This is a genomic window from Gordonia otitidis NBRC 100426 (assembly GCF_000248075.1).
In the GTDB taxonomy this organism is placed as follows: Bacteria; Actinomycetota; Actinomycetes; order Mycobacteriales; family Mycobacteriaceae; genus Gordonia; species Gordonia otitidis.
This window is the reverse complement of record NZ_BAFB01000001.1, coordinates 1-19,629: the sequence shown is the minus strand read 5'-3', so window position 1 is coordinate 19,629 and position 19,629 is coordinate 1. Positions and strand designations below refer to the sequence as shown.

The 19,629-nt window shown below is 65.3% G+C and carries 23 protein-coding genes, 3 tRNA genes and 1 pseudogene; 17 read left to right on the top strand and 10 right to left on the bottom strand.

Annotated features, from left to right (window positions below):
* The first annotated feature begins 296 nt into the window (after positions 1-296).
* Complete coding sequence (locus GOOTI_RS00135; RefSeq protein WP_007236519.1) at positions 297-641, top strand: hypothetical protein; 345 nt, start codon at positions 297-299, stop codon at positions 639-641.
* A 10-nt stretch (positions 642-651) separates the two neighbouring features.
* Here the strand turns inward: GOOTI_RS00135 and GOOTI_RS00130 are convergent.
* Both GOOTI_RS00130 and GOOTI_RS00125 read right to left on the bottom strand, forming a co-directional pair.
* Positions 652-1,138: pseudogene (locus tag GOOTI_RS00130) on the bottom strand (SRPBCC family protein).
* A 2-nt stretch (positions 1,139-1,140) separates the two neighbouring features.
* Positions 1,141-1,497 (bottom strand): ArsR/SmtB family transcription factor, encoded by a 357-nt coding sequence (locus tag GOOTI_RS00125; protein WP_007236517.1) that lies wholly within the window; start codon positions 1,495-1,497, stop codon positions 1,141-1,143.
* Between the two features lie 52 nt (positions 1,498-1,549).
* On the opposite strand from GOOTI_RS00125, the gene GOOTI_RS00120 reads away from it, so the two are divergent.
* Positions 1,550-2,062, top strand: coding sequence for an Rv2732c family membrane protein (locus GOOTI_RS00120; protein WP_233425380.1), 513 nt, complete (start codon positions 1,550-1,552; stop codon positions 2,060-2,062).
* On the opposite strand, the gene GOOTI_RS00115 is transcribed toward GOOTI_RS00120, so the two are convergent.
* Positions 2,050-2,406, bottom strand: coding sequence for a hypothetical protein (locus GOOTI_RS00115; protein ID WP_039992993.1), 357 nt, complete (start codon positions 2,404-2,406; stop codon positions 2,050-2,052). The two genes, GOOTI_RS00120 and GOOTI_RS00115, sit on opposite strands and share 13 nt — an antisense overlap.
* A 154-nt stretch (positions 2,407-2,560) precedes the next feature.
* Between GOOTI_RS00115 and GOOTI_RS00110 the strand changes: the two genes are divergently transcribed.
* Entirely contained in the window at positions 2,561-3,109 is a 549-nt protein-coding gene (locus GOOTI_RS00110) for a hypothetical protein (protein WP_039992990.1), read from the top strand.
* A 257-nt stretch (positions 3,110-3,366) separates the two neighbouring features.
* Here the strand turns inward: GOOTI_RS00110 and GOOTI_RS00105 are convergent, their stop codons facing one another.
* Together GOOTI_RS00105 and GOOTI_RS00100 are read right to left on the bottom strand one after the other, a co-directional pair.
* Positions 3,367-3,957 (bottom strand): hypothetical protein, encoded by a 591-nt coding sequence (locus tag GOOTI_RS00105; RefSeq protein WP_039992989.1) that lies wholly within the window; start codon positions 3,955-3,957, stop codon positions 3,367-3,369.
* A gap of 95 nt (positions 3,958-4,052) precedes the next feature.
* Positions 4,053-5,132, bottom strand: a complete 1,080-nt coding sequence (locus GOOTI_RS00100; RefSeq protein ID WP_007236512.1) for a magnesium transporter CorA family protein — start codon at positions 5,130-5,132, stop codon at positions 4,053-4,055.
* 69 nt (positions 5,133-5,201) lie between these two features.
* Here GOOTI_RS00100 and GOOTI_RS00095 point away from each other — a divergent pair, with 69 nt between their 5' ends.
* Entirely contained in the window at positions 5,202-6,323 is a 1,122-nt protein-coding gene (locus tag GOOTI_RS00095) for an acyltransferase family protein (RefSeq protein WP_007236511.1), read from the top strand.
* Between the two features lie 81 nt (positions 6,324-6,404).
* A complete protein-coding gene (locus GOOTI_RS00090; RefSeq protein WP_007236510.1) occupies positions 6,405-7,649 on the top strand; it encodes a hypothetical protein in 1,245 nt (414 codons plus the stop codon).
* Between the two features lie 33 nt (positions 7,650-7,682).
* Here GOOTI_RS00090 and GOOTI_RS00085 read toward each other — a convergent pair whose 3' ends face one another.
* Complete coding sequence (locus tag GOOTI_RS00085) at positions 7,683-8,198, bottom strand: acyl-CoA thioesterase (protein WP_007236509.1); 516 nt, start codon at positions 8,196-8,198, stop codon at positions 7,683-7,685.
* 212 nt (positions 8,199-8,410) lie between these two features.
* Between GOOTI_RS00085 and GOOTI_RS00080 the strand changes: the two genes are divergently transcribed.
* A complete protein-coding gene (locus GOOTI_RS00080) occupies positions 8,411-9,457 on the top strand; it encodes an alpha/beta hydrolase (RefSeq protein WP_007236508.1) in 1,047 nt (348 codons plus the stop codon).
* A gap of 184 nt (positions 9,458-9,641) precedes the next feature.
* Here the strand turns inward: GOOTI_RS00080 and hisC are convergent, their stop codons facing one another.
* The gene (gene hisC / locus GOOTI_RS00075) at positions 9,642-10,715 is read right to left on the bottom strand and encodes a histidinol-phosphate transaminase (protein ID WP_007236507.1); all 1,074 of its coding nucleotides are present in this window, start codon (positions 10,713-10,715) and stop codon (positions 9,642-9,644) included.
* Positions 10,716-10,913: 198 nt separating this feature from the next.
* On the opposite strand from hisC, the gene GOOTI_RS00070 reads away from it, so the two are divergent.
* From GOOTI_RS00070 to GOOTI_RS00050, 5 genes are all read left to right on the top strand, one after another.
* Positions 10,914-11,005, top strand: a tRNA-Ser gene (locus GOOTI_RS00070).
* A gap of 38 nt (positions 11,006-11,043) precedes the next feature.
* Positions 11,044-11,116 (top strand) — tRNA-Arg (locus GOOTI_RS00065).
* A 336-nt stretch (positions 11,117-11,452) separates the two neighbouring features.
* Entirely contained in the window at positions 11,453-12,214 is a 762-nt protein-coding gene (aqpZ, locus tag GOOTI_RS00060; RefSeq protein WP_007236506.1) for an aquaporin Z, read from the top strand.
* A gap of 176 nt (positions 12,215-12,390) precedes the next feature.
* Positions 12,391-13,167 (top strand): hypothetical protein, encoded by a 777-nt coding sequence (locus GOOTI_RS00055; RefSeq protein ID WP_007236505.1) that lies wholly within the window; start codon positions 12,391-12,393, stop codon positions 13,165-13,167.
* Between the two features lie 151 nt (positions 13,168-13,318).
* The gene (locus tag GOOTI_RS00050; protein WP_039992991.1) at positions 13,319-13,867 is read left to right on the top strand and encodes a putative glycolipid-binding domain-containing protein; all 549 of its coding nucleotides are present in this window, start codon (positions 13,319-13,321) and stop codon (positions 13,865-13,867) included.
* Positions 13,868-13,953: 86 nt separating this feature from the next.
* Here GOOTI_RS00050 and GOOTI_RS00045 read toward each other — a convergent pair whose 3' ends face one another.
* Entirely contained in the window at positions 13,954-14,958 is a 1,005-nt protein-coding gene (locus GOOTI_RS00045; protein WP_007236503.1) for a prephenate dehydrogenase, read from the bottom strand.
* Between the two features lie 110 nt (positions 14,959-15,068).
* Here GOOTI_RS00045 and GOOTI_RS00040 point away from each other — a divergent pair, with 110 nt between their 5' ends.
* Both GOOTI_RS00040 and GOOTI_RS00035 read left to right on the top strand, forming a co-directional pair.
* Positions 15,069-15,611: a tRNA adenosine deaminase-associated protein gene (locus GOOTI_RS00040; RefSeq protein WP_039992988.1), complete on the top strand. Its 543-nt coding sequence runs from the start codon at positions 15,069-15,071 to the stop codon at positions 15,609-15,611.
* A gap of 27 nt (positions 15,612-15,638) precedes the next feature.
* Complete coding sequence (locus GOOTI_RS00035; RefSeq protein WP_007236501.1) at positions 15,639-16,130, top strand: nucleoside deaminase; 492 nt, start codon at positions 15,639-15,641, stop codon at positions 16,128-16,130.
* Between the two features lie 57 nt (positions 16,131-16,187).
* Here the strand turns inward: GOOTI_RS00035 and GOOTI_RS00030 are convergent, their stop codons facing one another.
* Positions 16,188-17,135: a zinc-binding alcohol dehydrogenase family protein gene (locus GOOTI_RS00030; protein ID WP_007236500.1), complete on the bottom strand. Its 948-nt coding sequence runs from the start codon at positions 17,133-17,135 to the stop codon at positions 16,188-16,190.
* A 70-nt stretch (positions 17,136-17,205) separates the two neighbouring features.
* On the opposite strand from GOOTI_RS00030, the gene GOOTI_RS00025 reads away from it, so the two are divergent.
* The 4 genes from GOOTI_RS00025 (at position 17,206) to GOOTI_RS00010 (ending at position 18,784) form a co-directional block, all read left to right on the top strand.
* A complete protein-coding gene (locus GOOTI_RS00025) occupies positions 17,206-17,841 on the top strand; it encodes a TetR/AcrR family transcriptional regulator C-terminal domain-containing protein (protein ID WP_039992987.1) in 636 nt (211 codons plus the stop codon).
* A gap of 118 nt (positions 17,842-17,959) precedes the next feature.
* Entirely contained in the window at positions 17,960-18,229 is a 270-nt protein-coding gene (locus GOOTI_RS00020) for a hypothetical protein (protein WP_007236498.1), read from the top strand.
* 177 nt (positions 18,230-18,406) lie between these two features.
* Positions 18,407-18,616, top strand: coding sequence for a CsbD family protein (locus tag GOOTI_RS00015; protein WP_005178602.1), 210 nt, complete (start codon positions 18,407-18,409; stop codon positions 18,614-18,616).
* 77 nt (positions 18,617-18,693) lie between these two features.
* Positions 18,694-18,784, top strand: a tRNA-Ser gene (locus GOOTI_RS00010).
* A gap of 341 nt (positions 18,785-19,125) precedes the next feature.
* Here the strand turns inward: GOOTI_RS00010 and GOOTI_RS00005 are convergent.
* Positions 19,126-19,629: D-alanine--D-alanine ligase (locus GOOTI_RS00005; RefSeq protein ID WP_007236497.1), on the bottom strand; the 504-nt coding region annotated here is incomplete at its 5' end.

The window sequence follows — 19,629 nt, the reverse complement described above, 5'->3', positions numbered from 1 at the left end:
ATACTTGAAATCGTCTACCTGGTGATATTTGTGATTGTTTTTATCGCATCTGTAGGAGATGGGCTCACCGACCGGGTTGGTGTCTCACATGTGGCCGCGTATGTGCTTGCGCCAATAGGAGTCGCGATCATCGCTATCAGGAGTATCAGTTCTCGATAGAAGCTGAGGAGGCGCACAATCCGTGGGTCAGCCTGTCTCGAATCCGCTGTGTCGCCCCCGCCGTTGCTGCACGAGACTCGATGCCTCCTGTGTCAGGCCCGCGACGTCTGGCACAATTCCAGCCTGTGAGGAGACTGATGGCGAGTGCGTTGATCGCTGGAGCGGCAGCCGCGGGCGTCCTGGTGGGCGGCGGAGCCGCTCACGCGGACGTGAATCCCGGGAAGTATCGCTACTGCAACACCGAGTTCCAAGGCTTCCGTGTGCCGGTTCCGTGGTGCGGGGATGCCACGGTCAGCAATCATCGGTTCAGTCCCGGCCCTGGAGTTCGTGGATACCCGATCATCAGCGTTGGCGGGTACGAGTACGTCGACATGGGCAAGGGCAACGGACTGAAGATGCACAAGACGCGCAACGGATATGCCGGTGCGCAGTACCAGGGAAACCGGGTCATCGGAAAGTTCGTGATGACCCGCATCCGCTGAGTCGGCCGGTTCAGATCGCCAGGAATGCGTCGATCTGGTTGATCGACTGGGTAGCTCCCTCTTCGGCTCCCATCTCGATGACCTTCTCGAGTGCCTCGAGGGTTTCGTAGGTGCTCACGTAGGTTGCTACGGTTCGTCCGTCCTTCTCGACGAAGGAATACGCGTTGTGCGACAACGGGAGTGACTCGATGGGAGTGAAGTCCTCCGTGGCAAAACCGTCGCGGAACGTGAAGCTGTTCGGTTTGTCGACGGAATCGACGAGCCAGTAACCCGCGTACTTCTCGCCCTCGGGCCCGGTCATGTAGTAGGTGACACGACCGCCCGGTGATAGTTCGTGGTCGACGAACGTGGCGGGATACTCCGGTCGCCCCCCAGATCTTTTCGAGTTGACGTGGGTCTGCGTAGATCCGCCAGACCCGTTCGACGGGAGCCGCGAACTCAGCTGTGATGGTGAGGGATAGGTCGTCCAGATTCTTGGTGACGTCGATAACGGGCATGTTCACTTCTCCTGATTGATTCTCGGGTGCGGCGAGTCCGCGGCGATCAGTTCGTCGATCCGGTCGATACGGCTGCGCCAGACCTGCTCCAGGTCGGTGAGCAACTGTGCCACCGCGTGCACCGCAGTCACCTCGCCCGACGCCAACTGTTCACGGCCGTGGCGCCGCTTGGTCAGCAGTCCAGCCTGCTCGAGCACGGCGACATGCTTCTGGACGGCAGCAAAACTCATGTCGTATCCGGCCGCCAATGTCGACACCGAATGCTCCTCGGTCAGGACTCGGCGCATGATGTCACGCCTCGTCCGGTCGGCGAGGGCGTGGAAGAAGGCGTCTGCCTGATCCTCTGTGGTGGCGATCACGTTCTAAACGTACAACCAATCAGTTGTATGTGTCCAGGGCTCGACTACCGCCATGACCCGAGCGGTCGCACTTTCGGTGCGTCGGAGGACACTGGACGTCGTGCTCGACGATCGGAGAAAGGTGCCGCGACCCGAACTGGACCCCACATTGGCGAGTTCGCTGCGCAAGATCGAGCGCAGAGTGCTCGCCGAAGTCCCCCTGCGCAGACGTTCGGTTCTCGTGATCTGGGTGGCGATGCTGGTCTTGACATGCATGAGCATCGTCACAGCCTTCACAGGGGCGTCTACGCCGCTCTCCGCACTGGCCGAGGCCTTCGGCGTTGCCGCCGTGGTGTTTTCGCTGGTGGCGGTTCGTCTACGACGCTTCGGAGCGTGCTGGCTCGCGGCGGCGACAAGTGCTGTCGGCACCCCGATTTCGATCCTGGGCTACTGGTCGGATCAGACCGCAGAGCACCAGACATCGCTGGGACTGCTCGTGGCTACCGTCTGCCACGTCGTTCTGCTGGCCAACTGGGTGCAGTGCGTCCGGCCGCCCGCGGGGCATGGCTCAGGTCACGCGCCATAGCTGAACCGCAGGTCGGCGAAGAACACGTGATTGGTGCGCTTGCGTAGATGTCCGGTCAGGCTGTCGTCGGGTACCGGGTCGTCGGTGGTGAGCGTCCAGTGAAGGCTGGTTCCGCCCCTGCGCTCGGCGAGTTCGATCTCGAGAACCGCGTCGGGCCGTCGAATCCACAAAGACGACCAGCTGACGTACGTGAACTCGTCAGTGCGGAGAACGCGGGGCGGAACCTCGTCGTCGAGCAGCAGAAGCCATGGTCGGGTGGGCGGACGGTTCGGAGCGACGAGGTCGCCGAACACGACCGACGGTGGCGCGGGCAGATCGCGTGTACGTGAACCGACGACGGGCATGTCGAAACGGTACGGGGCAGGCGCGCGGACGTGCGAGCTGGTTTTACGTGTGCGCGTCATTCGCGCGGTCGAGGGCGGTAACCGTGCGGGGGTGCGGGTCGAATAGCCAAGCATGAGGGCTTGGTCGTCCGACAGCCCCGACGAAGGAGTCATCATGCGATACCGCTGGACTGCAACGACTTTGGCCGCCGCCGCAACGGTGCTCGCGCTGGCGGGCTGCCATGCGAACGACGACGCGTCGTCGGCCGCCACGTCGACACCGTCGGTCGTCGTCACGAAGACGGCACCGTCGTCTCACCTACAGCCGAGCGGGGCGTCGACCGCCGATTCCGGGGCAGCTGACGATGCGGGGATACCCGAAACCGAGCAGAGTCTCCCGCGTGTAGAGGGCCGCCCAGTCACCGCCGCACCAGCGCCCACCGGTGAGCGCGGGGTGGACGCATCGGTGTTCTTCGGGACGTGGACGCGGCACGCGAGTCATCTCGAACTGACGTCGGATCTGACCGGCACCCTTGTCATGGGCTCAGGCGCCGTCGACGTCGAGACGTGGACCGTCACCTGGTGGAGCCCGAAGCAGAACGAGATCAGCATGACCCTCGGCTCACAGATCTCGAAGACAGGCGACGGTGTCGACGGTCTGTACTCCGGAAAGACCGTCACCGGAGAACTCTCGACCGGTGCAACGGCGGTGCGACCCTGCTGACCAACGGTCTCGGCAGCACCGGAGGCCCGTTGACGTGGTGCGGCGCGTCGTCTGCCGGAACCCCGGAGTGCGGGGCGTGATTGTCGACGCGATCGATCAGCAGACATGATCGATCGGGGCGACCTGCGGGCTTTGCTGGCAGGGGCGCAGCGTCGCGCTCGGTGTGCGTACACAACTCGACCCTCAGCGCATCGCCGAGGAGATTATTTCGATGCCCTTGCGCTCACGACCGAGTTGTGTACGTACACGAGCGAATGTCAGGCCGAAGCCATGGCCCGTTGGGCCTTCTCCAGGGCGGCGAGCGTCCGCAGCACGTAGGACCGTCGCGAGGTCAGGTCGGCCACGCGTGCCTTCGCCGACAGTCCGCCCTCGCGCTCGGCCTGTGTGAGACGGGCGTCGATGTCGGTCAACTCGTCGAGCAATGCTTCGGCCCTGCTGACGAGTTCGTCCCGATCGGGGCGCGAGACGTCGGTCTGGCGCGCCGGACTGCTGGTGGTGCGCGAGGCCTTGGCGCCCACAGGCTTGGGGGTGCTCGCGCTGACCGATCCGGCGGTGGCCTTCCGTGCCGACGTCGACCGCTTGGGCCGCGCGACTGGCGTGCTGGTGCGAATCCGGTTCAGTTCCGCGTAGGCGTCGCGGGCGCCGACGCGGTGCTCACGCTCCTCCTCGTCGTCGCATTCGACAGATCCGCCGAGCGGTCGTAGGCCGTAGAACCCGAGAAACTTGCGAGCTTCGGTGATGGTTTCTTCCAGATCGCGGCACTTGCTGCAGCGCGGTTCGTCACGGAAGTCCGCGACGTCTTCGGTGGAGGAGCACCACACACACGCGGTGGCAGTGGTTTCGGTCACGAGAGCATCGACAGTTCTGGAGAGCACGTTCGAAAACAATACGGGACAAGAGGTTTCGAGATCCAATTCGAGCGTGTCGCGCGAGGTCGACCGGCCTAGAGCCAATCGCGTTTGCGGAAGTTGATGTAGAGCACGATCACGGACCCGACGATGAGGATCGCGCTGACGGCGACACCCCACGACGAGTTGTATCCGGGGAAGAGCACATTCTGCCCGTAGTAACCGGTGATCAGTGTGGGCACCGCGATGATCGCCGCCCACGCCGTCAGCTTCTTCATCACGGTATTGAGCCTGGCGTCCATCAGCGAGAGGTTGGTCTCGAACGCGCTGCTGAGCATGTCGCGTAACGACTCGGTCCATTCGGCGGCACGCAGCACATGGTCGTAGAGGTCGGAGTAGTTGGGGTCGAGTTCTTTCGCGTGTTCGTCGCGATCCTGGTAGCGGTGTCGCTGGATGGTGCCGACCACGTCGCGCATCGGAAGCACCACTCGCCGCAGCACGACGAGATCCTTGCGCAGGTCGTAGGTGCGCCGCTGTAACTGCACGTTGGGAACGGAGTCGTCGAACAGAAAGTCCTCGAGCTCTTCGATCTGGTCATCGAGCACCTGCACAGCGTTGAAGTGGCCGTCCACCACGACGTCGAGCAGCACGTAGAGCAGTCCACTGACACCGAACGACGCCGCGTGTGTGTCGTCGCAGCGCTCCACCACGGTCTTGATCCCGTCGTCCGGATGCATCCGCACGGTGATCAGCGCGTTGTCCTTGATGAAGATCGAGATGCGATGCAGTGTGAACGAGTTCGCCCGCCTGTCCTGTTTTCTCCCTTCGATGGTGCCCGATGTCGGCGGCGGCGCGTCGTCGGAGTCGTCGTCGGGCTGACGTTTCGCCTGCAGCGCACGTGCTTTCATCTCTATCGCGTACACCATGATGAACGTGTGGTCGCTGTAGCTCACCGTCTTGACGCGCTCGGCCGCGGAGATCGTGTCCTCGATGGCGAACGAGTTGAGACCGAGTTCGGTGGCCAGTGATCCGAGCGTTTCGTGGCTCGGGCACTGCAGGTCGGCCCAGACGAGCGTGTCGGACTCGCCGATGCGATCGGAGATCGACGCGAGCGAGAACCCGTCGACCTTCTCGCCGTGTCGCCAGATCTGGCCGGTGATCTGTTCGTCGCCCATGGCGTCATCCTGCCACGCGGCCGCGGTCCTCGACGCCGCCTCGCGCACCCGGCCTGGCAGGATCGGCCCATGGCCCACCGCATCCCGTCGCTCACCGGCGTGCGTGCATTCGCGGCCGGCGCGGTGTGTCTCACCCATGCGGCGTTCTGGACCGGCCACTACACCGACGACTACGTGGGGCGACTGTTCTCACGATTCGAGGTCGGCGTCGCCGTGTTCTTCGTGCTGTCGGGATTCCTGCTGTTCTCGGAGTGGATACGTCCCCTTCGACAGAAGCAGGAGTTGCCGTCGAGTCGGCGCTACTTCTGGCATCGCGCACGACGCATCCTGCCCGCGTACTGGATCACGGTGATCACCGTCTACCTCGTGTACGGCTGGTACTCACCGGGCGGTGAGGCGGTGGTGACAGGCACAGGCTGGTCGGGCTTCTGGCGCAACATGACCCTGACACAGGTCTACGGCGTCGGACATCTACATGCCGGACTCACCCAGATGTGGAGTCTCGCAGCGGAAGTGGTGTTCTATCTGCTGCTCCCGCTGATCGCATGGCTGTTGATCGTCGTGGTGTCGCGACGCCGCTGGCGGCCTGACCTGCTTATCGGTGGTCTACTCGTCGCCGGTCTGGTCAGTCCGGTGTGGGCGGTCCTCGTCGACGGCAACCCCGACGCGGATCCCACGGCCCGGCTGTGGGCGCCTGCCTTTCTCGGCTGGTTCGTCGCAGGCATGGTTCTCGCGGTGTGCGCGCCGTTGCTCCGGAAGTGGAACACCTGGTGGTGGCTCGGCGCCGCGGCGCTCGCATTCGTCGTGTCGGGCCTGCCGCTGGCCGGGGAGCCGACGATCACGCCGAGTACGGCATCGGCGACAATCGTCAAGCACCTGCTCTACCTCGTGATCGCGGTCGGCATGGTGGGACCACTCACCGCCACGGATCAGTCGTCGGTCTGGACTCGGCTGTGTGGCAGCCGACCTGTTGTGTGGCTCGGCGAGATCTCGTACGAGTTCTTCTGCGTCCACGTACTCGTGCTCGAGGTCGTCATGGACCTGCTGGACTATCACGTGTTCACGGGAAACGTGGTGGTGGTGTTCGCGGCGACGACGGCGATCAGCATTCCGATCGCCTGGTTGTTGCACCGCGTAACCCGTCCGCTGTGGCGCGCTCTGACGCCCAGACCACACGAATTGCGCAGGTAGAATCGTCGTTGTGCTCCGGGCGAGGGGAGTGCCGAGAACATCCCGCTCGCCAGACAGTCCTGAATCGAAGGCGTTGCAACGATGATCGACAAGCGTTCGGCCCAGCAAGGTGGCGACAGCAGTGCGCAGATCCGCGCGTGGTGCGATCGGTCGGCGATAGCGGGCGAACGTCCCGAACTCTCCGATACCGCAGCGCTGCTCGTGGCCTCCGGATATCTGACCCCGGCCGGCCGTGCGATCCTGGTCCGCCGCATCTCTTCCGGCCTTCCGGTGCCGACGCTACCTGCGGGTTTCGGTGAGCTGCGCCGACTGCAGCGCGCCATTGCCCAGCTGGAGAGCCAACTCGAGGCCCCCATGGTCCCGGGCATGGTCGCCACGTTGATGCGCGGACGCCTCAACGGGCTGCTGCGTCGCCGTGACGACGCCCGCAAGCTGATCGTGACGGCGAAGGGCGTGTTCGCCGGGAGCACTCGCGCCATCCGACGGGAACGCCGAGAGAACGTGTACCTCGAGATCGAGGAACGCGAGCGGCTGTTCGCCGGGCTGCTCTGCACGCCGACCCCGAATGTGAACACGTCGAACCCCATGCGCAGGGCCGGGACGGCGGCTGTCGAGCGCATCGCAGGCGTCGTCGGACAGGTGGCCGCGCGGTCGGGATATCCACAAGCCGGGGAGTGGGCCAGCCGGGTCGCAGCCACCGACCCGGCGGCGGTCTCGGTGCGGGCTGCGTCGACAACTCCGCTGACGGGCACCGCGAACTTCGTCGACGGCTACGAGACGTTGATGTTCCTCGCGGCGCACTACTACGACCGCATCATGCGCAACCCTGCCTGGCGGTCGGATCACTTCGCGGTACAGCGCACGCAGGTCAACCTCCACGCCGAGCTCGCGGAGATCGTCGCCGACGTCATCGCGCTGCGTTCGGTCAGGATCGACCTCGACCGCGCCAAGCGCAACGGCGGATTCGACGCCGCGTTCGCCGCCCAGATCGATCGTCGTGAAACGGCGTTGCGGCCCGTGTGGACCGAACTGATCGATCGTGTGCAGGCGATCGGCGACGTCGCGCACGTGGTCGAGTCGGCCGCCATCGAGTTGCAGATCCTCTCCGAATACAACAGGGCGGCGACGATCGACGATCGCATCGACGCGCTCATCGCCAGGTCGGGCGACAGGGAGATCTCCGTCGACAACGCCAAGCGCCTGAGCGAGCAGGTGCGTAGCGGTGAGGAGCAGTTGCGCATCTATCGCGACGTACTCGACGGCAACATCGCCCGGATCTCGCCTGCGGTGCCGCGCGAACTCCCCGCGCGCTACGAGCCGTCCTGACCGGCGGGCGTGGAAACCCGTATCCTCGGCAGCTCAACCGGCGCGTGACCAAGCGCGCAGGTGATCCTTCTCGACGGCTGTGAGCCGCCGCAGGGAGTGCGCCTCGACGTCGACGACGGCCATCTGGGTGCTCGCCACGCAGGCGGGTTTTGAATCGTCCGGTGCACGGGCGCTGCGGACCTCGTAGCCGATGGTGAAGTCGACCGAGCGAAAACCTTTGATCCACATGCCGATTCGCAGTGGTGAATCGTCGTGGCGGAGCTGGCTCTGGTACCGGATCTCGACGTGCACGATCATCGCGCTCTTGATCAGCTCGGCCTGAGACTCCGAAGGGGTGTCGGCGTCCGCAGCCGAATCGGTTGCCATCACCAACCACTGGATCCTGGCCTCTTCCATGAGCGTCACCATCCGTGCGTGGTTGATGTGACCAAACGCATCCATGTCCGACCATCGCACGGGGACCTGCGCGACAAAAGCGAAGTCTCGGGCACCGAGAGCGCCGTCACCTGCTGACTTCGCCGACCTGTCCGGATCCTTTGGTGTCGTCACGAATAACAACCTTATGTCGACGACGCAAGATCGTGATTCGGGGATGTCGCGCGCCGTGCTCGGCACGTACCCTGTGATCGACACCGGTCGCGGCGAGAGGGGAACTCGCCGATGCAGGCCGTCGAGAAGCTGACAACGCGCCGTGGGCGTGGTCGATGAGTGCACGATCCGATGGGTTCCGTGTGCGTGAAGGTAATTCGAGGAGAGCGTGCATGGGTGTGCGTTGCATGATCGCAGGAGTGCGTCGACGTACGAGAGACACCGGATCGGTGGTCCGACGCTCGACGGTGCTCGCGACCGCTTTCGTCGGATTCGCCGGCTTGCTCGCGGGAGTTCCCGCCGCGGCTGATGCCGCACCGGTCCCCGTCGCGAAGATAGCGAAAACCCAGAAACTCGGACCGCTGCGCACCGACATCTGGGTCACCTCGCCAGCGATGAAGACCAAGATCAAGCTGTCGGTCCTGACCCCCGCAGACTCGGCGGGCCCGCGTCCTACGGTGTACATGCTCGACGGCGCCGGCGCCGAAGGTGACGTCAGCGACTGGATCACCAAGGGCCACGCCGGCCGCTTCTTCGCTGGCAAGAACGTCAACGTCGTGCTGCCGACCGGGGGTAAGGGCAGCTTCTACACCGACTGGCAGAAGCGCGATCCCAAAGTGGGACAACCCATGTGGGAGACGTTCCTCGCCAAGGAGCTGCCTCCGCTGATCGACAAGCGGTTCGACGGCAACGGCCGCAACGCTGTGATCGGTCTGTCGATGGGCGGGCAGGCGGCGTTCGCACTCACCATCCGACACCCGTCGGTCTACAGCGGACTCGCCTCGCTGTCGGGCTGCCCGCCGGTCTCGGGACCGGCCAACGAGGCCTATGTGCGCACGACCGTCGGACGTGACGGCGGCGATGCGACCAACATGTGGGGGCCGTTCGGCTCTGCCGGCTGGGACGCGCACGATCCCGCCAAGCATCTCGATGCACTACGCGGCAAGAACATCTTCCTGTCCGCCGGTTCAGGCGCCATCGGCCCGCTCGACCTGCAGCGGCGCATCGAGCCCGACGAGGGCCCACCGGAAGCTGTGACGGCGTCGTCGTCGGCTCTCGAACTGGGCGCCTACCGCTGCTCGCTCGAATTCGCCGCGACGATGCGCGCCAACAACGTTCCGTATACCGACGGCTTCCGGCTGATCGGCACACACACCTGGGCCTACTGGGAACAGGACCTACCCGCCGCGTGGCGGACGGTCTCCCGCGGGCTGTACTGACCTCCGCCCGGGCGCTCTTCTGCGCCGACCGTGCGTCCTGTGCCGTTGAGAGTGCGCCACGCGCCGCCGAGTGTGCGTTCTGTGCCGTCGACTGTGCGCCTCGTGTCGGCGACTGTGCGCGCTAGGCGGTCGACTGAGCGCCACGTGCCGCCGAGTGTGCGCCTCGTGCCGGCGGCTGTGCGTGCTAGGCGGTCGACTGTGCGTCGGCCCAGCCCGCTGCGAAGGCCAGGAAGGCGTCGTTCTCGTCGGGTTCAGTGACGGTCACACGCACCCCGTCACCAGCGAACGGCCGGATGATCACACCGGCATCGCGCGCGGCGTCGGCGAAATCGGGTGTCGAATCACCGAGTTCGATCCAGACGAAATTGGCCTGGCTCTGCGGGACGTGGTAACCCATGGCGCGCAATCGGTCTGCGACCCTGGTGCGCTCCCCGACGATCGCCTCGGTGCGTGCGAGCAACTCGTCGTCGGCGTCGAGGCTGGCAACGGCTGCGGCCTGCGCCACGGAGTTGACCGAGAACGGCACGTGGGCCTTGCCGAGCGCGGTGATGAGCTCGGGGTGTGCGATCGCATACCCGACACGCAGCCCGGCCAGACCGTACGCCTTCGAGAAGGTCCGTAGCACAACAAGATTCGGGAACTGGCGATGCAATTCGATCGCGTCGTACGCCTGAGTCTCCGTCGGTCGGACGTACTCGAAGTACGCCTCGTCGAGCGCGACGATCACGTCGGCGGGAACCTTCGCCAAGAAGGTGCGCAGGCTATCGGCGTCGACGATGGTCCCCGTCGGATTATTGGGGTTGCAGACGAAGATCAGGCGCGTGCGGTCCGTGATCGCGTCGGCCATCGCGGGCAGGTCGTAGCTGAGTTCGTCGGTCAGCGGAATCTGCACCGGCACCGCGCCGACGAGCCGCGTCGCCAGTGGGTAGGTCTCGAACGACCTCCAGCCGAACAACACCTCGTCGCCGGGCTCGCAGGTGACGGTCACGAGGTTCTGGCACAAGCTGACCGAGCCGCAGCCGACCTGGATCTCGTCCTCGGTCACGCCGTACCGCTTCGCGAGCGACGCCGTCAGCTCGACCATGCCGTTGTCGGGATAGCGGTTGATGGTTCCGAGCGAATCGACGATCGCCCGCTGGACGCTGGGGAGCGGCCCGAACGTCACCTCATTGCTCGCGAGCTTGATGGCACCGGGGAACGTCGCACCGGGCACGTAGACAGGCAGTTCTTCGAGATGGAGGCGAAGGCGGAAACTCACACGTCAAATGTAGGACGCGGGTCTTCCTCGACCGAAATCGACTCCGGTGGCGAGCGCGCGGAGCGTCGAGGATCGGAGTGGAGTGTCGTCGTCGGAAGGCCATTCGTGCAGGTCGTCGCTTCTGCGAGCTCGCGGTTTGCTTCGGACTACTCACCGTGTGTAACCTTTCCACTCGGCAGTTCGAAAGGACTCCGCCAAGGAGGCGTGCCAGAGCGGCCGAATGGGACTCACTGCTAATGAGTTGTCTCGCTAAAACGGGACCGGAGGTTCAAATCCTCTCGCCTCCGCCACCGCAGTCGCCTCGACCGCGGAGAACTGAATAACGCACGCGCCCGTAGCTCAACGGATAGAGCATCTGACTACGGATCAGAAGGTTTGGGGTTCGAATCCCTACGGGCGCACTTCGCAGACACCCCGCTATCTGTTCGCTCAGGTAGCGGGGTGTCTTGTTGTGCGTGAGCGGAGCGGAAAAAACCAGGGGAAAGGCCTCTTCCCCTAGTTTCCGACGTTTCCGCGTGTTGCTTCGCGGGGAAGGGGAAGAAACCCGCGGAAGGAGCCGTCGCCCGGGGTGGATTGCACAGTCAGAGGGTCCGCGCGGAGGTCTGCGCCCGGTCTCGCCGAGGTCACTGTTCCGAATCGAAGGGCTGTTTCTCGGCGATGAATGGTGTTTGCTGAAGTTGCACAAGTTTCTGATGTGACATTCGAACCCCCGCGAATCGCACGACGGAAGGAACTCCATGCCCTCACCCATCGCGAAGATCACTGCCGAGTTGTTCGGTACGTTCTGGCTCGTGTTCGGCGGTTGCGGTACCGCCATCTTCGCAGCGAAAGAAGTTGCCGTCGGAGACGACACCGGCACCAGGATTCAGGTCGGCGTCGGGTATCTCGGCGTCGCGCTCGCCTTCGGTCTCACCGTGGTCACCATGGCGTATGCCCTCGGACACATCTCCGGCGCCCACTTCAATCCTGCCATCACCCTTGGCGCGTGCGTGGGCGGTCGGACACCGTGGCGTGACCTCCCGGGGTACTGGGTCGCGCAGATCGTCGGCGGTCTGCTTGCGGGTCTGGCGCTGTGGGGGATCGCAACCGGCAAGCCGGGCTGGACACGCGAAGGGAACATGGCGGCCAACGGGTATGCCGAGCACAGTCCCGGCCACTACACACTCGCCGCGGTGATCGTCGCGGAGATCCTGCTGACGGCGTTCTTCCTGATAGTCGTACTCGGCGCGACCGACGTCCGTGCCCCAAAGGGGATGGGAGCCTTGGCAATCGGCTTAACGCTGACCCTCATCCACCTCATTTCGATCCCGATCTCCAACACGTCGGTCAACCCCGCACGTTCGACAGGTGTCGCATTCTTCAACGGCAACGGGGCGCCCGGCCAGCTCTGGGTGTTCTGGGTTGCGCCACTCGTCGGCGGGATCATCGGAGGGCTGCTCTACCCGCTGCTCTTCGAGGACGGACGTTTCAAGTTCATGCCCGTACAGAACACTGTCTGACCCGCACACCGCAGGCTGACGCTCACACCGCAGAGACGTCGAACAACGGCGTTCGACGCGACGGCCGACCTGGGGTAATGCCCGTGGTCGGTCGTCGCTTGTCTGCGTCGGTCCGTATCGTCGGAATCGGGACGGCCGTGATGCTGGCCGCACCGTCGGCGAGACAGGAGTAGGGCATGGGACAGCAGGAGGCGGGGCCGCGGCCCGAAGACCTCTATCGCGCACCGCTGATGCCCGGGCTCTACCCGCCGCTCGGATTCGCCCCCGATGGAACGCCGCTCTTCCGGCCAGACCAACGACAGCCTTCGACGACGCAGACTTCGCGGGCCGAGTGGCCCCAATCGACGAACGATCCCGCCGGCATGCACTACCCGGGAGACGGCACGGCTCCGCCGGTGCCCCCGGACGCGCCATTCGACGACGCCGCGCCAGACGAGCAGCGGCGTCAGCCGCAGTCGCCAGGCAGGTTCGGCGTCGGGTTGGTGTTCGCGCTGGTCGCCGCGGTCGTCGTCGGGCTCGTCTTCTACGGGTTCTCGCTGGTTCGCCAATCCAGCGCGCAGTCGCAGGACGCCCCCACCACGCTGACGATCGTCGACCCCACCTCACCCGACATCCCGAACGGACAGCAACAGCCGGGCAACCCGATGCCACCGCCGGGCGCCACCGGAGCACCGCGCGACAGCGACACGACGGGGCGAGCGGTGACCTACGACGCGACCATCGAGGGCAGCGGCACCATCCTCTACGTCGACGACGTCGGATTGCGCAGCGAGTTCACCCCGCCTCCGACGTGGCATCTCGAGTTCACCGCCGGGTCGGCGCCGTTGCGCCTGCTGGTTCTCGCCGGGGTGAACAGCTCTGCGTCGTGTGAGATCCGAGTCGACGGGCAGACCGTGTCGACCGATCGTGTGGGTCCCGAGTCCACTCGTCGAACCGCGACATGCCGCGCGTGACCGTAACGAAGTGGTGGAGACCGCCGTCCGATGTGTGCCCGGGCCGCTCGATCGCTACCGTAGACGCGTGAGTACAACCCCAGCCCCCGACCACGACGCCGCGTCGAGCGGCGGAGCGGTCGACACCGCTCCCGTGCGGGAGTACAAGACGATGATCACCTGGCGCGGTGTCGGAGTCGATCGGCTCGAGCAGGTGCGCATGCACGTGTCCGGGCTTCGTATCAAGGCATACGGTCGGATCATCGCGGCCGCCACGGACGAGAGTGAGGCGTTCTCCGCCTCCTACGAGCTGATCACCAACGAGGTCGGAGTGACCAAACGACTCTCGATCCATCTGCTTCGGGAGAGCGGCGAGAGCCAGCTCGGTCTCTCCCACGACGACGAGAACCTGTGGCTCGTGCGCACCGACGGAGACACGATCCGCAGCGACTTCGACGGCGCGCAAGACGTCGACCTCGCCATGTCGCCGATGTTCAACGCGCTGCCCATCCGTCGATTCGGAATGCGCACTGAGCCGACCGACATCGACATCCCGGTGGCCTACGTCTACCTGCCCGAAGGCGACGTGAAGCCCGCGCGGATGCACTATACGTCTGGGCCCGACGGCATCGACGTCGTCTCGCCGGTCGCCACGGCGAAGATCACCGTCGACGAGAACGGTTTCGTCGTGAACTACTCCGGACTCGCCGAACGGGTGTGATGTCGGCACGGCTGCTCGCTTCGGTGGCGGCCTGCTCGATGAGCGGCGGCTGGCTGTGACCGTCGAAACCACCGCGGGCTCGGTGGTCAACCCAGCCAGACCCTGCCCTCGTGCGCCTGTCTCCGCATCTCCGACGCCCAGCCGTGCGCGCCGACGGTGACTCCGACGATCGGCTCCCGACCGCGTGCAGCCATCTCCTCGTAGGCCATGCGAGCGCGGTGGCCGTCGTCGATCAGGGCTGCGACGCTTCCCGAGTCGCGTAGCTCGTCGCGTGCCTGGGTCAGCCGGTCGATCGCCTCGCTGAGCGCATTGAGGACTGCCACGTCGTTCGCCTCGATCATCGCCCGCTGCAAAGCGGGCTCGGTCGCGGCCACCCGTGTCCCGTCCCGAAAGCTGCCCGCTGCGAGACGCAGCGCGAGGTTGCTCTCTCCCGCGCCGACAGCCGCGGTGTCTGCTGCCAGTAGGTGCGGAACGTGGGAGATCGCCGCGACGGCCCGATCGTGTGCGTCGGGTGCTGCGGGCACCACGACGGCGGACACCTCGAGCGCGAGTCGCGCGACAGTGGTCCAGTCGGCGGGATCGGTGTGATCCTCGGTGGTGACCATCCACATCGCATCACCGAACAGGGTCGGATTGCAGGCTGTCCATCCTGAGCGGCTCGTTCCGGCCATCGGGTGCCCGCCGACGTAGCGCGCATGCGGATGCAGGCGCGAGACCTTTTCGGCCACCGCCTGCTTCACGCTGATCACGTCGGTGAGCAGGCAGTCCGGCGCGGTCTGTGCGACGGCACTCAGCAGCGGATCGATCGTGGTGACCGGCGTGGCCAACACGATGAGCGCGTCGTCGTCTGCTGCGCGGCGCAGCGTCGACACCAGGTCGGTCGAGGCGTCGTATCCGGCGCCGAGCGCAGCGTCGACCGTCGTCGTCGATCGGTTGTATCCGTAGACGTCCCGCCCCGCCGCGGCCAGCGCCTGCATGAGCGACCCGCCGATCAGTCCGAGGCCGACTATGCAGACCGGTCGACGTTCGTCGGCGGGCGTCTGCGATTCCGGACTGGTCTGCGAGCTGCTGTCGTGGCTGTCTGCGGTCACAACGTCCAGATTCGCACATCGGGCTCGTCGGCCGCCGTGGTGAGGGTGCCGGACGGTCGGAGTCGGGAGGGGATTGGGGCGGGCGTCACTTCTGGACTACCGTGAGCGTCATGGCAGGTGCCGGCGCTGGGGTTTCGGGCTCCAACAAGCAGCAAGCGAACGACGACATCGAAGGCTTCGCGGTAGCCGTGGTCCGCGAGGACGCCGTGTGGAAAGTCAAAGCACTCGACGCTTCTGCATTGAGCGATCTGTCTGCCGCCGAGACCCAACTCCGTGAACTCCGCGCCGCAGGCGCCATCTTCGGACTCCTCGACATCGACGACGAGTTCTTCATCGTCGTCCGTCCCGCACCGGGCGGTGCCCGACTGTTGATCTCCGATGCGACCGCCGCGATCGACTACGACATCGCCGCCGACGTGCTCGACGCCATCAACGTCGACGTCCCCGACCTCGACGACGACGAGCTCGACGACATCGACCCCTGGGAGGAAGGCGACCTGGGCGTGCTCTCCGACCTCGGATTACCGGACGCGGTGATGGGGGTGATCGTGGGCGACACCGATCTCTACGCCGACGAGCAGATCGGGATGATCGCCGCTCGACTCGGTTTCGCCGACGAATTGGCGAAGGTGCTCGACTCGCTGGGTCACTGAGTCGTCCGACGGACGGGACGGGCATTCATGGAGCGACACCGCGACGTCGACTGGGGGCCCGTCGTGTGGGATCAGATGATCGGCGAAGCGCTTGCTGCGGCAGTCGAATCCTCCGGACCCGACGACGTCCCGATCGGTGCGGTCGTCTTCGATCCCGCGGGCGTCGAACTGGCGCGGGCCGGAAATCGTCGCGAGCTCGACGCCGACCCGACCGCCCATGCCGAGATCCTCGCCCTGCGCGCTGCTGCCCACGCCTACGGCGACGGATGGAGACTGCCCGGCTGCACACTCGCCGTGACCGTCGAGCCGTGCACCATGTGCGCGGGCGCGATCACGCTGTCCCGCGTCGACGCACTGGTCTTCGGGGTGTGGGAACCGAAGACAGGTGCCGTCGGGTCGCTGTGGGACGTGGTGCGTGACCCGCGGTTGACGCACCGGCCACAGGTGCGTGGTGGGGTGCGCGAAACGGAATGTCGGGAGCTGATGATCGGTTTCTTCGACACTCGTCGCGACGGCTGATCGTCTCCCACGTCGGGCGCCGATCGCGCATCGCAGTGCTGTCAGGCTGTGACGCTGTCAGAGTGTGACGACGACCCGCTCGGGTCCGGCGTACGACCACGCCTTCTCGATGTCGTCGATCCCAAACCCGACGTAGGGCACCTGAAGGTCTCCCGAGGCGATCGCGTCGATGACCGCGGGGATCGAACGCATCTGCTGTGCTGCCGTCACCGATCCCGCTCCGCTACCGGAGACCGTGATGTTCCGTGAGCGCAACAGGCTCGACGGAACTGAGGCGTCGGCGCCGGCAAGGGAACCGATCTGCACGTACGAGATCTGGGCGTCGTCGTCGTGCAGACCCCGACGTCCCAGCGACGCGAACGCTGCTTCGGCGACCGGGCCCCAGACGTAGTCCAGGACGAGATCGGGCGTCGACGTGGAGATCGCCGCAGCCAGTGCGTCGGTGGGGTCGTCGACGTCGAGTCCGACGACCTCGACGTCGGGTGCCTGCAGGGTGCTCAGAACTGCTTGATTACGTCCTGCCGCGATGATGCGTTCGGCTCCGAGGAGTCGCGCGCTCTGTACTGCGAGCCGACCCGACATCCCGGTCGCGCCGAGGATCAGCACCGTGCCCAGCGCGCCGCGCGCATCGAGATGAGCGCGCAGCGGAAGCCATCCCGAACCCGCGGGATTGACCCCGGCGGCGACCGCGAGGGGATCTGCGTGGGCCGGGACCGGGAACCCGGCCTGCGCTGCCATCCGCTCGGCCATCGTCCCCCACGGTGCCGCGACACGGCCTGTGTACCGCAGCGAGCCGTCGGCGCATCGGACGACCGCATCGATGCCCGGCACCTGCGGATAGACGCCGGAACTGCCGTAGTGGCGCCCAGATGCGAGTGACCGAACGACCTGGTGCAGACCCGCGCCGACGAGTTCGAAGAGCTCGGTTCCCTCGCTGACCTGCGGTTCGTCGAATGTTCCCCGCGTTGGTGTCTGCCCGGCTTCGCTGATGATCGCTGCTCTCATGGCTGCTCTCCTTAACTTAGTTAAATCAGATACGCCTCAAGCGTCCCTTAACTTTGTTAAGCTGTCAACCGTGCCGCCAGGACGAGCCAAGGGGTTGACCCGCGCCGACATCGTGCAAGCAGCGTTGGATCTACTCGACGAGAAGGGGATCGACGCGGTCACAGTTCGCGCGGTGGCGACGCGGTTGGGGGTGAAGGCGCCTGCGCTTTATTGGCATGTCGAGAACAAACAGACGCTGCTCGATGAGATGGGCACCGAGATACAGCGTCGGGTCATCAATCGACTGCGCGATCAACCGATGCAGGCGTGGCCGGACTCGGTGGCGGCCTATGCGCGCGTGCTCCGTCGGGAGTACCTCGCGCATCGCGACGGTGCGCGGACGTTCAGCGGAACGCGGCTGACCGACCCCGACGTGCTCCGCGCGCAGGAACCGTGGCTCGAGCAGATCGTCGACTCGGGGATTGCACTCGAAAAGGCGGTTCGTGCAATCGAATTCGTGACCGCCTTCGTCGTCGGGTTCGTCATCGAAGAGCAGGAGCGGCTACAGTCCGGCGAGCCGCGCTACTCGCTGGCGGAGCGGACCGCGATGCTCGGCGACGACGTCCCCCTCGTTGTCGAGGCTGGAAAGATCCTCTTCGGGGACCGTGAGCAGCGGTTCGAACGAAACCTCGAGGCCATCGTCGACGCTCTGCGTGTCGATTCGTGAGGTCTTACGTCCCGATCTGTGCACTCAGGGTCTTCACCCAGAGACAGCGTCGACCCGCTGTGGCAGGTTGGTAATCGAGCGCGGAGCATCCGGCTCTGCATGGCGAGGAGTCGAGACCATGTCTGAATCGAGCGACAAGATCAACGAGGCCGTCGAGACGGTCAAGGGGAAGTTCACCGAGTTCACTGAGAACGAGAAGGTGCAGGACGCCGTCGGCACGGCCAAGGAGAAGTTCACCGAGTTCACCGAGAGCGAGAAGGTGCAGGATGCCGTCGGCACGGCCAAGGAGAAGCTGGGCGAGCTTGCCGACAACGAGAAGGTGCAGGAGACCTTGCACACAGCGAAAGAGAAGTTCGACGAGTTCAAGGGCAAACTGCTCGGAAACTGAGACGGTAGCCTGGCTCCGTTTTTCGGCGTCCCTGCACGTCGGACGCCATCCCGATCGGTGAGAGAGTTCTGAGTCCAGGGATTCAGATCTGTCACTGCCACTTCGATGATGTGTACGGTGGATTTCAGGAGCTGCGAAAACCGCGCTCTGGTTCGCACACGCGAAGGAGAGAGTTCTATGGCAACCAGTGATGATGCTCAGAACAAGGCAGAAGAGCTCAAGGGTCGGGGCAAGGAAGCCGTTGGCAGCCTGACCAACAACGACGACCTCAAGGACGAGGGCAAGGGCGACCAGGCTGTTGCCGAGGGCAAGCAGAAGGTCTCTGAGGTTGCCGACAAGGTCAAGGACGGCGTCGAGAACATCAAGGACAAGCTCACCGGCCACTGAGCGTTGCGCTTCGAGCTGCCACCCTCCGCTGACCTGCTGATTTAGTGTCAGACGCCAGCTGCGGTACAGTCTTCCGCGGTGGCGTGTCCGAGCGGCCGAAGGTGCAGCACTCGAAATGCTGTGTGCGGTAACCCCGTACCGAGGGTTCAAATCCCTCCGCCACCGCCAGGAACACCCCCTCATCTGCACAGGTGAGGGGGTGTTTCGCTGTCTGTGGTCAGGAGGCGGGCGCGCAAAAAGTCGCGGAAGGAGCCCTTCCCCTAGTTCCCGACGTTTCCGCGTGAAGTTTCGCGGGGAAGGGTGCGGAACCCGGGGAAGGAGCTCTTCCCCTGGTTCCCGACGTTCCCGCGTGAAGTTTCGCGGGGAAGGGTACGAAACCCGGGGAAGGAGCCCTTCCCCTAGTTTCTGCGCGGCAACCGCCTGCCCCTCACCCCCTGCACCGCCGCCCGTCGCAGGCACCCTGGTCGACGCCGCGCAGTCCCCGCGCCCCGGGGCCGGTAACCCGCCCCTCAGTGCTCCGTCGAGAACCCGACGCGCCGACGGTGCGCTTCCAGCGCGAGGGTGACCAGGCGGTCGATCAGGTCCGGATACGCGATGCCGCTGGCCTCCCAGAGCTTCGGGTACATCGAGCCGGGGGTGAATCCCGGGATCGTGTTGACCTCGTTGAGCAGCCAGCCGCGGCCGGACTCCTCGTAGAAGAAGTCGACGCGGGCCATGCCCGCACACCGCATCGCGAGGAATGTCGCGGCGGCGAGCTCACGGACCTCGCGCGTCGCCTCCTCACTCAGCGGTGCCGGGATCACCAGCTTGGCTGCGCCGGTGACGTACTTGTCCTCGTAGTCGTAGAACTCGCTGCCCGGGCGGATCTCGCCGGGTACCGACGTCTCGGGATGCTCGTTGCCGAGCACTGCCACCTCGACCTCGCGGCCCGAGACGAACTCCTCGATCACCACGACGTCGTCGTAGCGGAGGGCGAGGTTGATCGCCGCATCGAGCTCTGTTGCGTTGTGTGC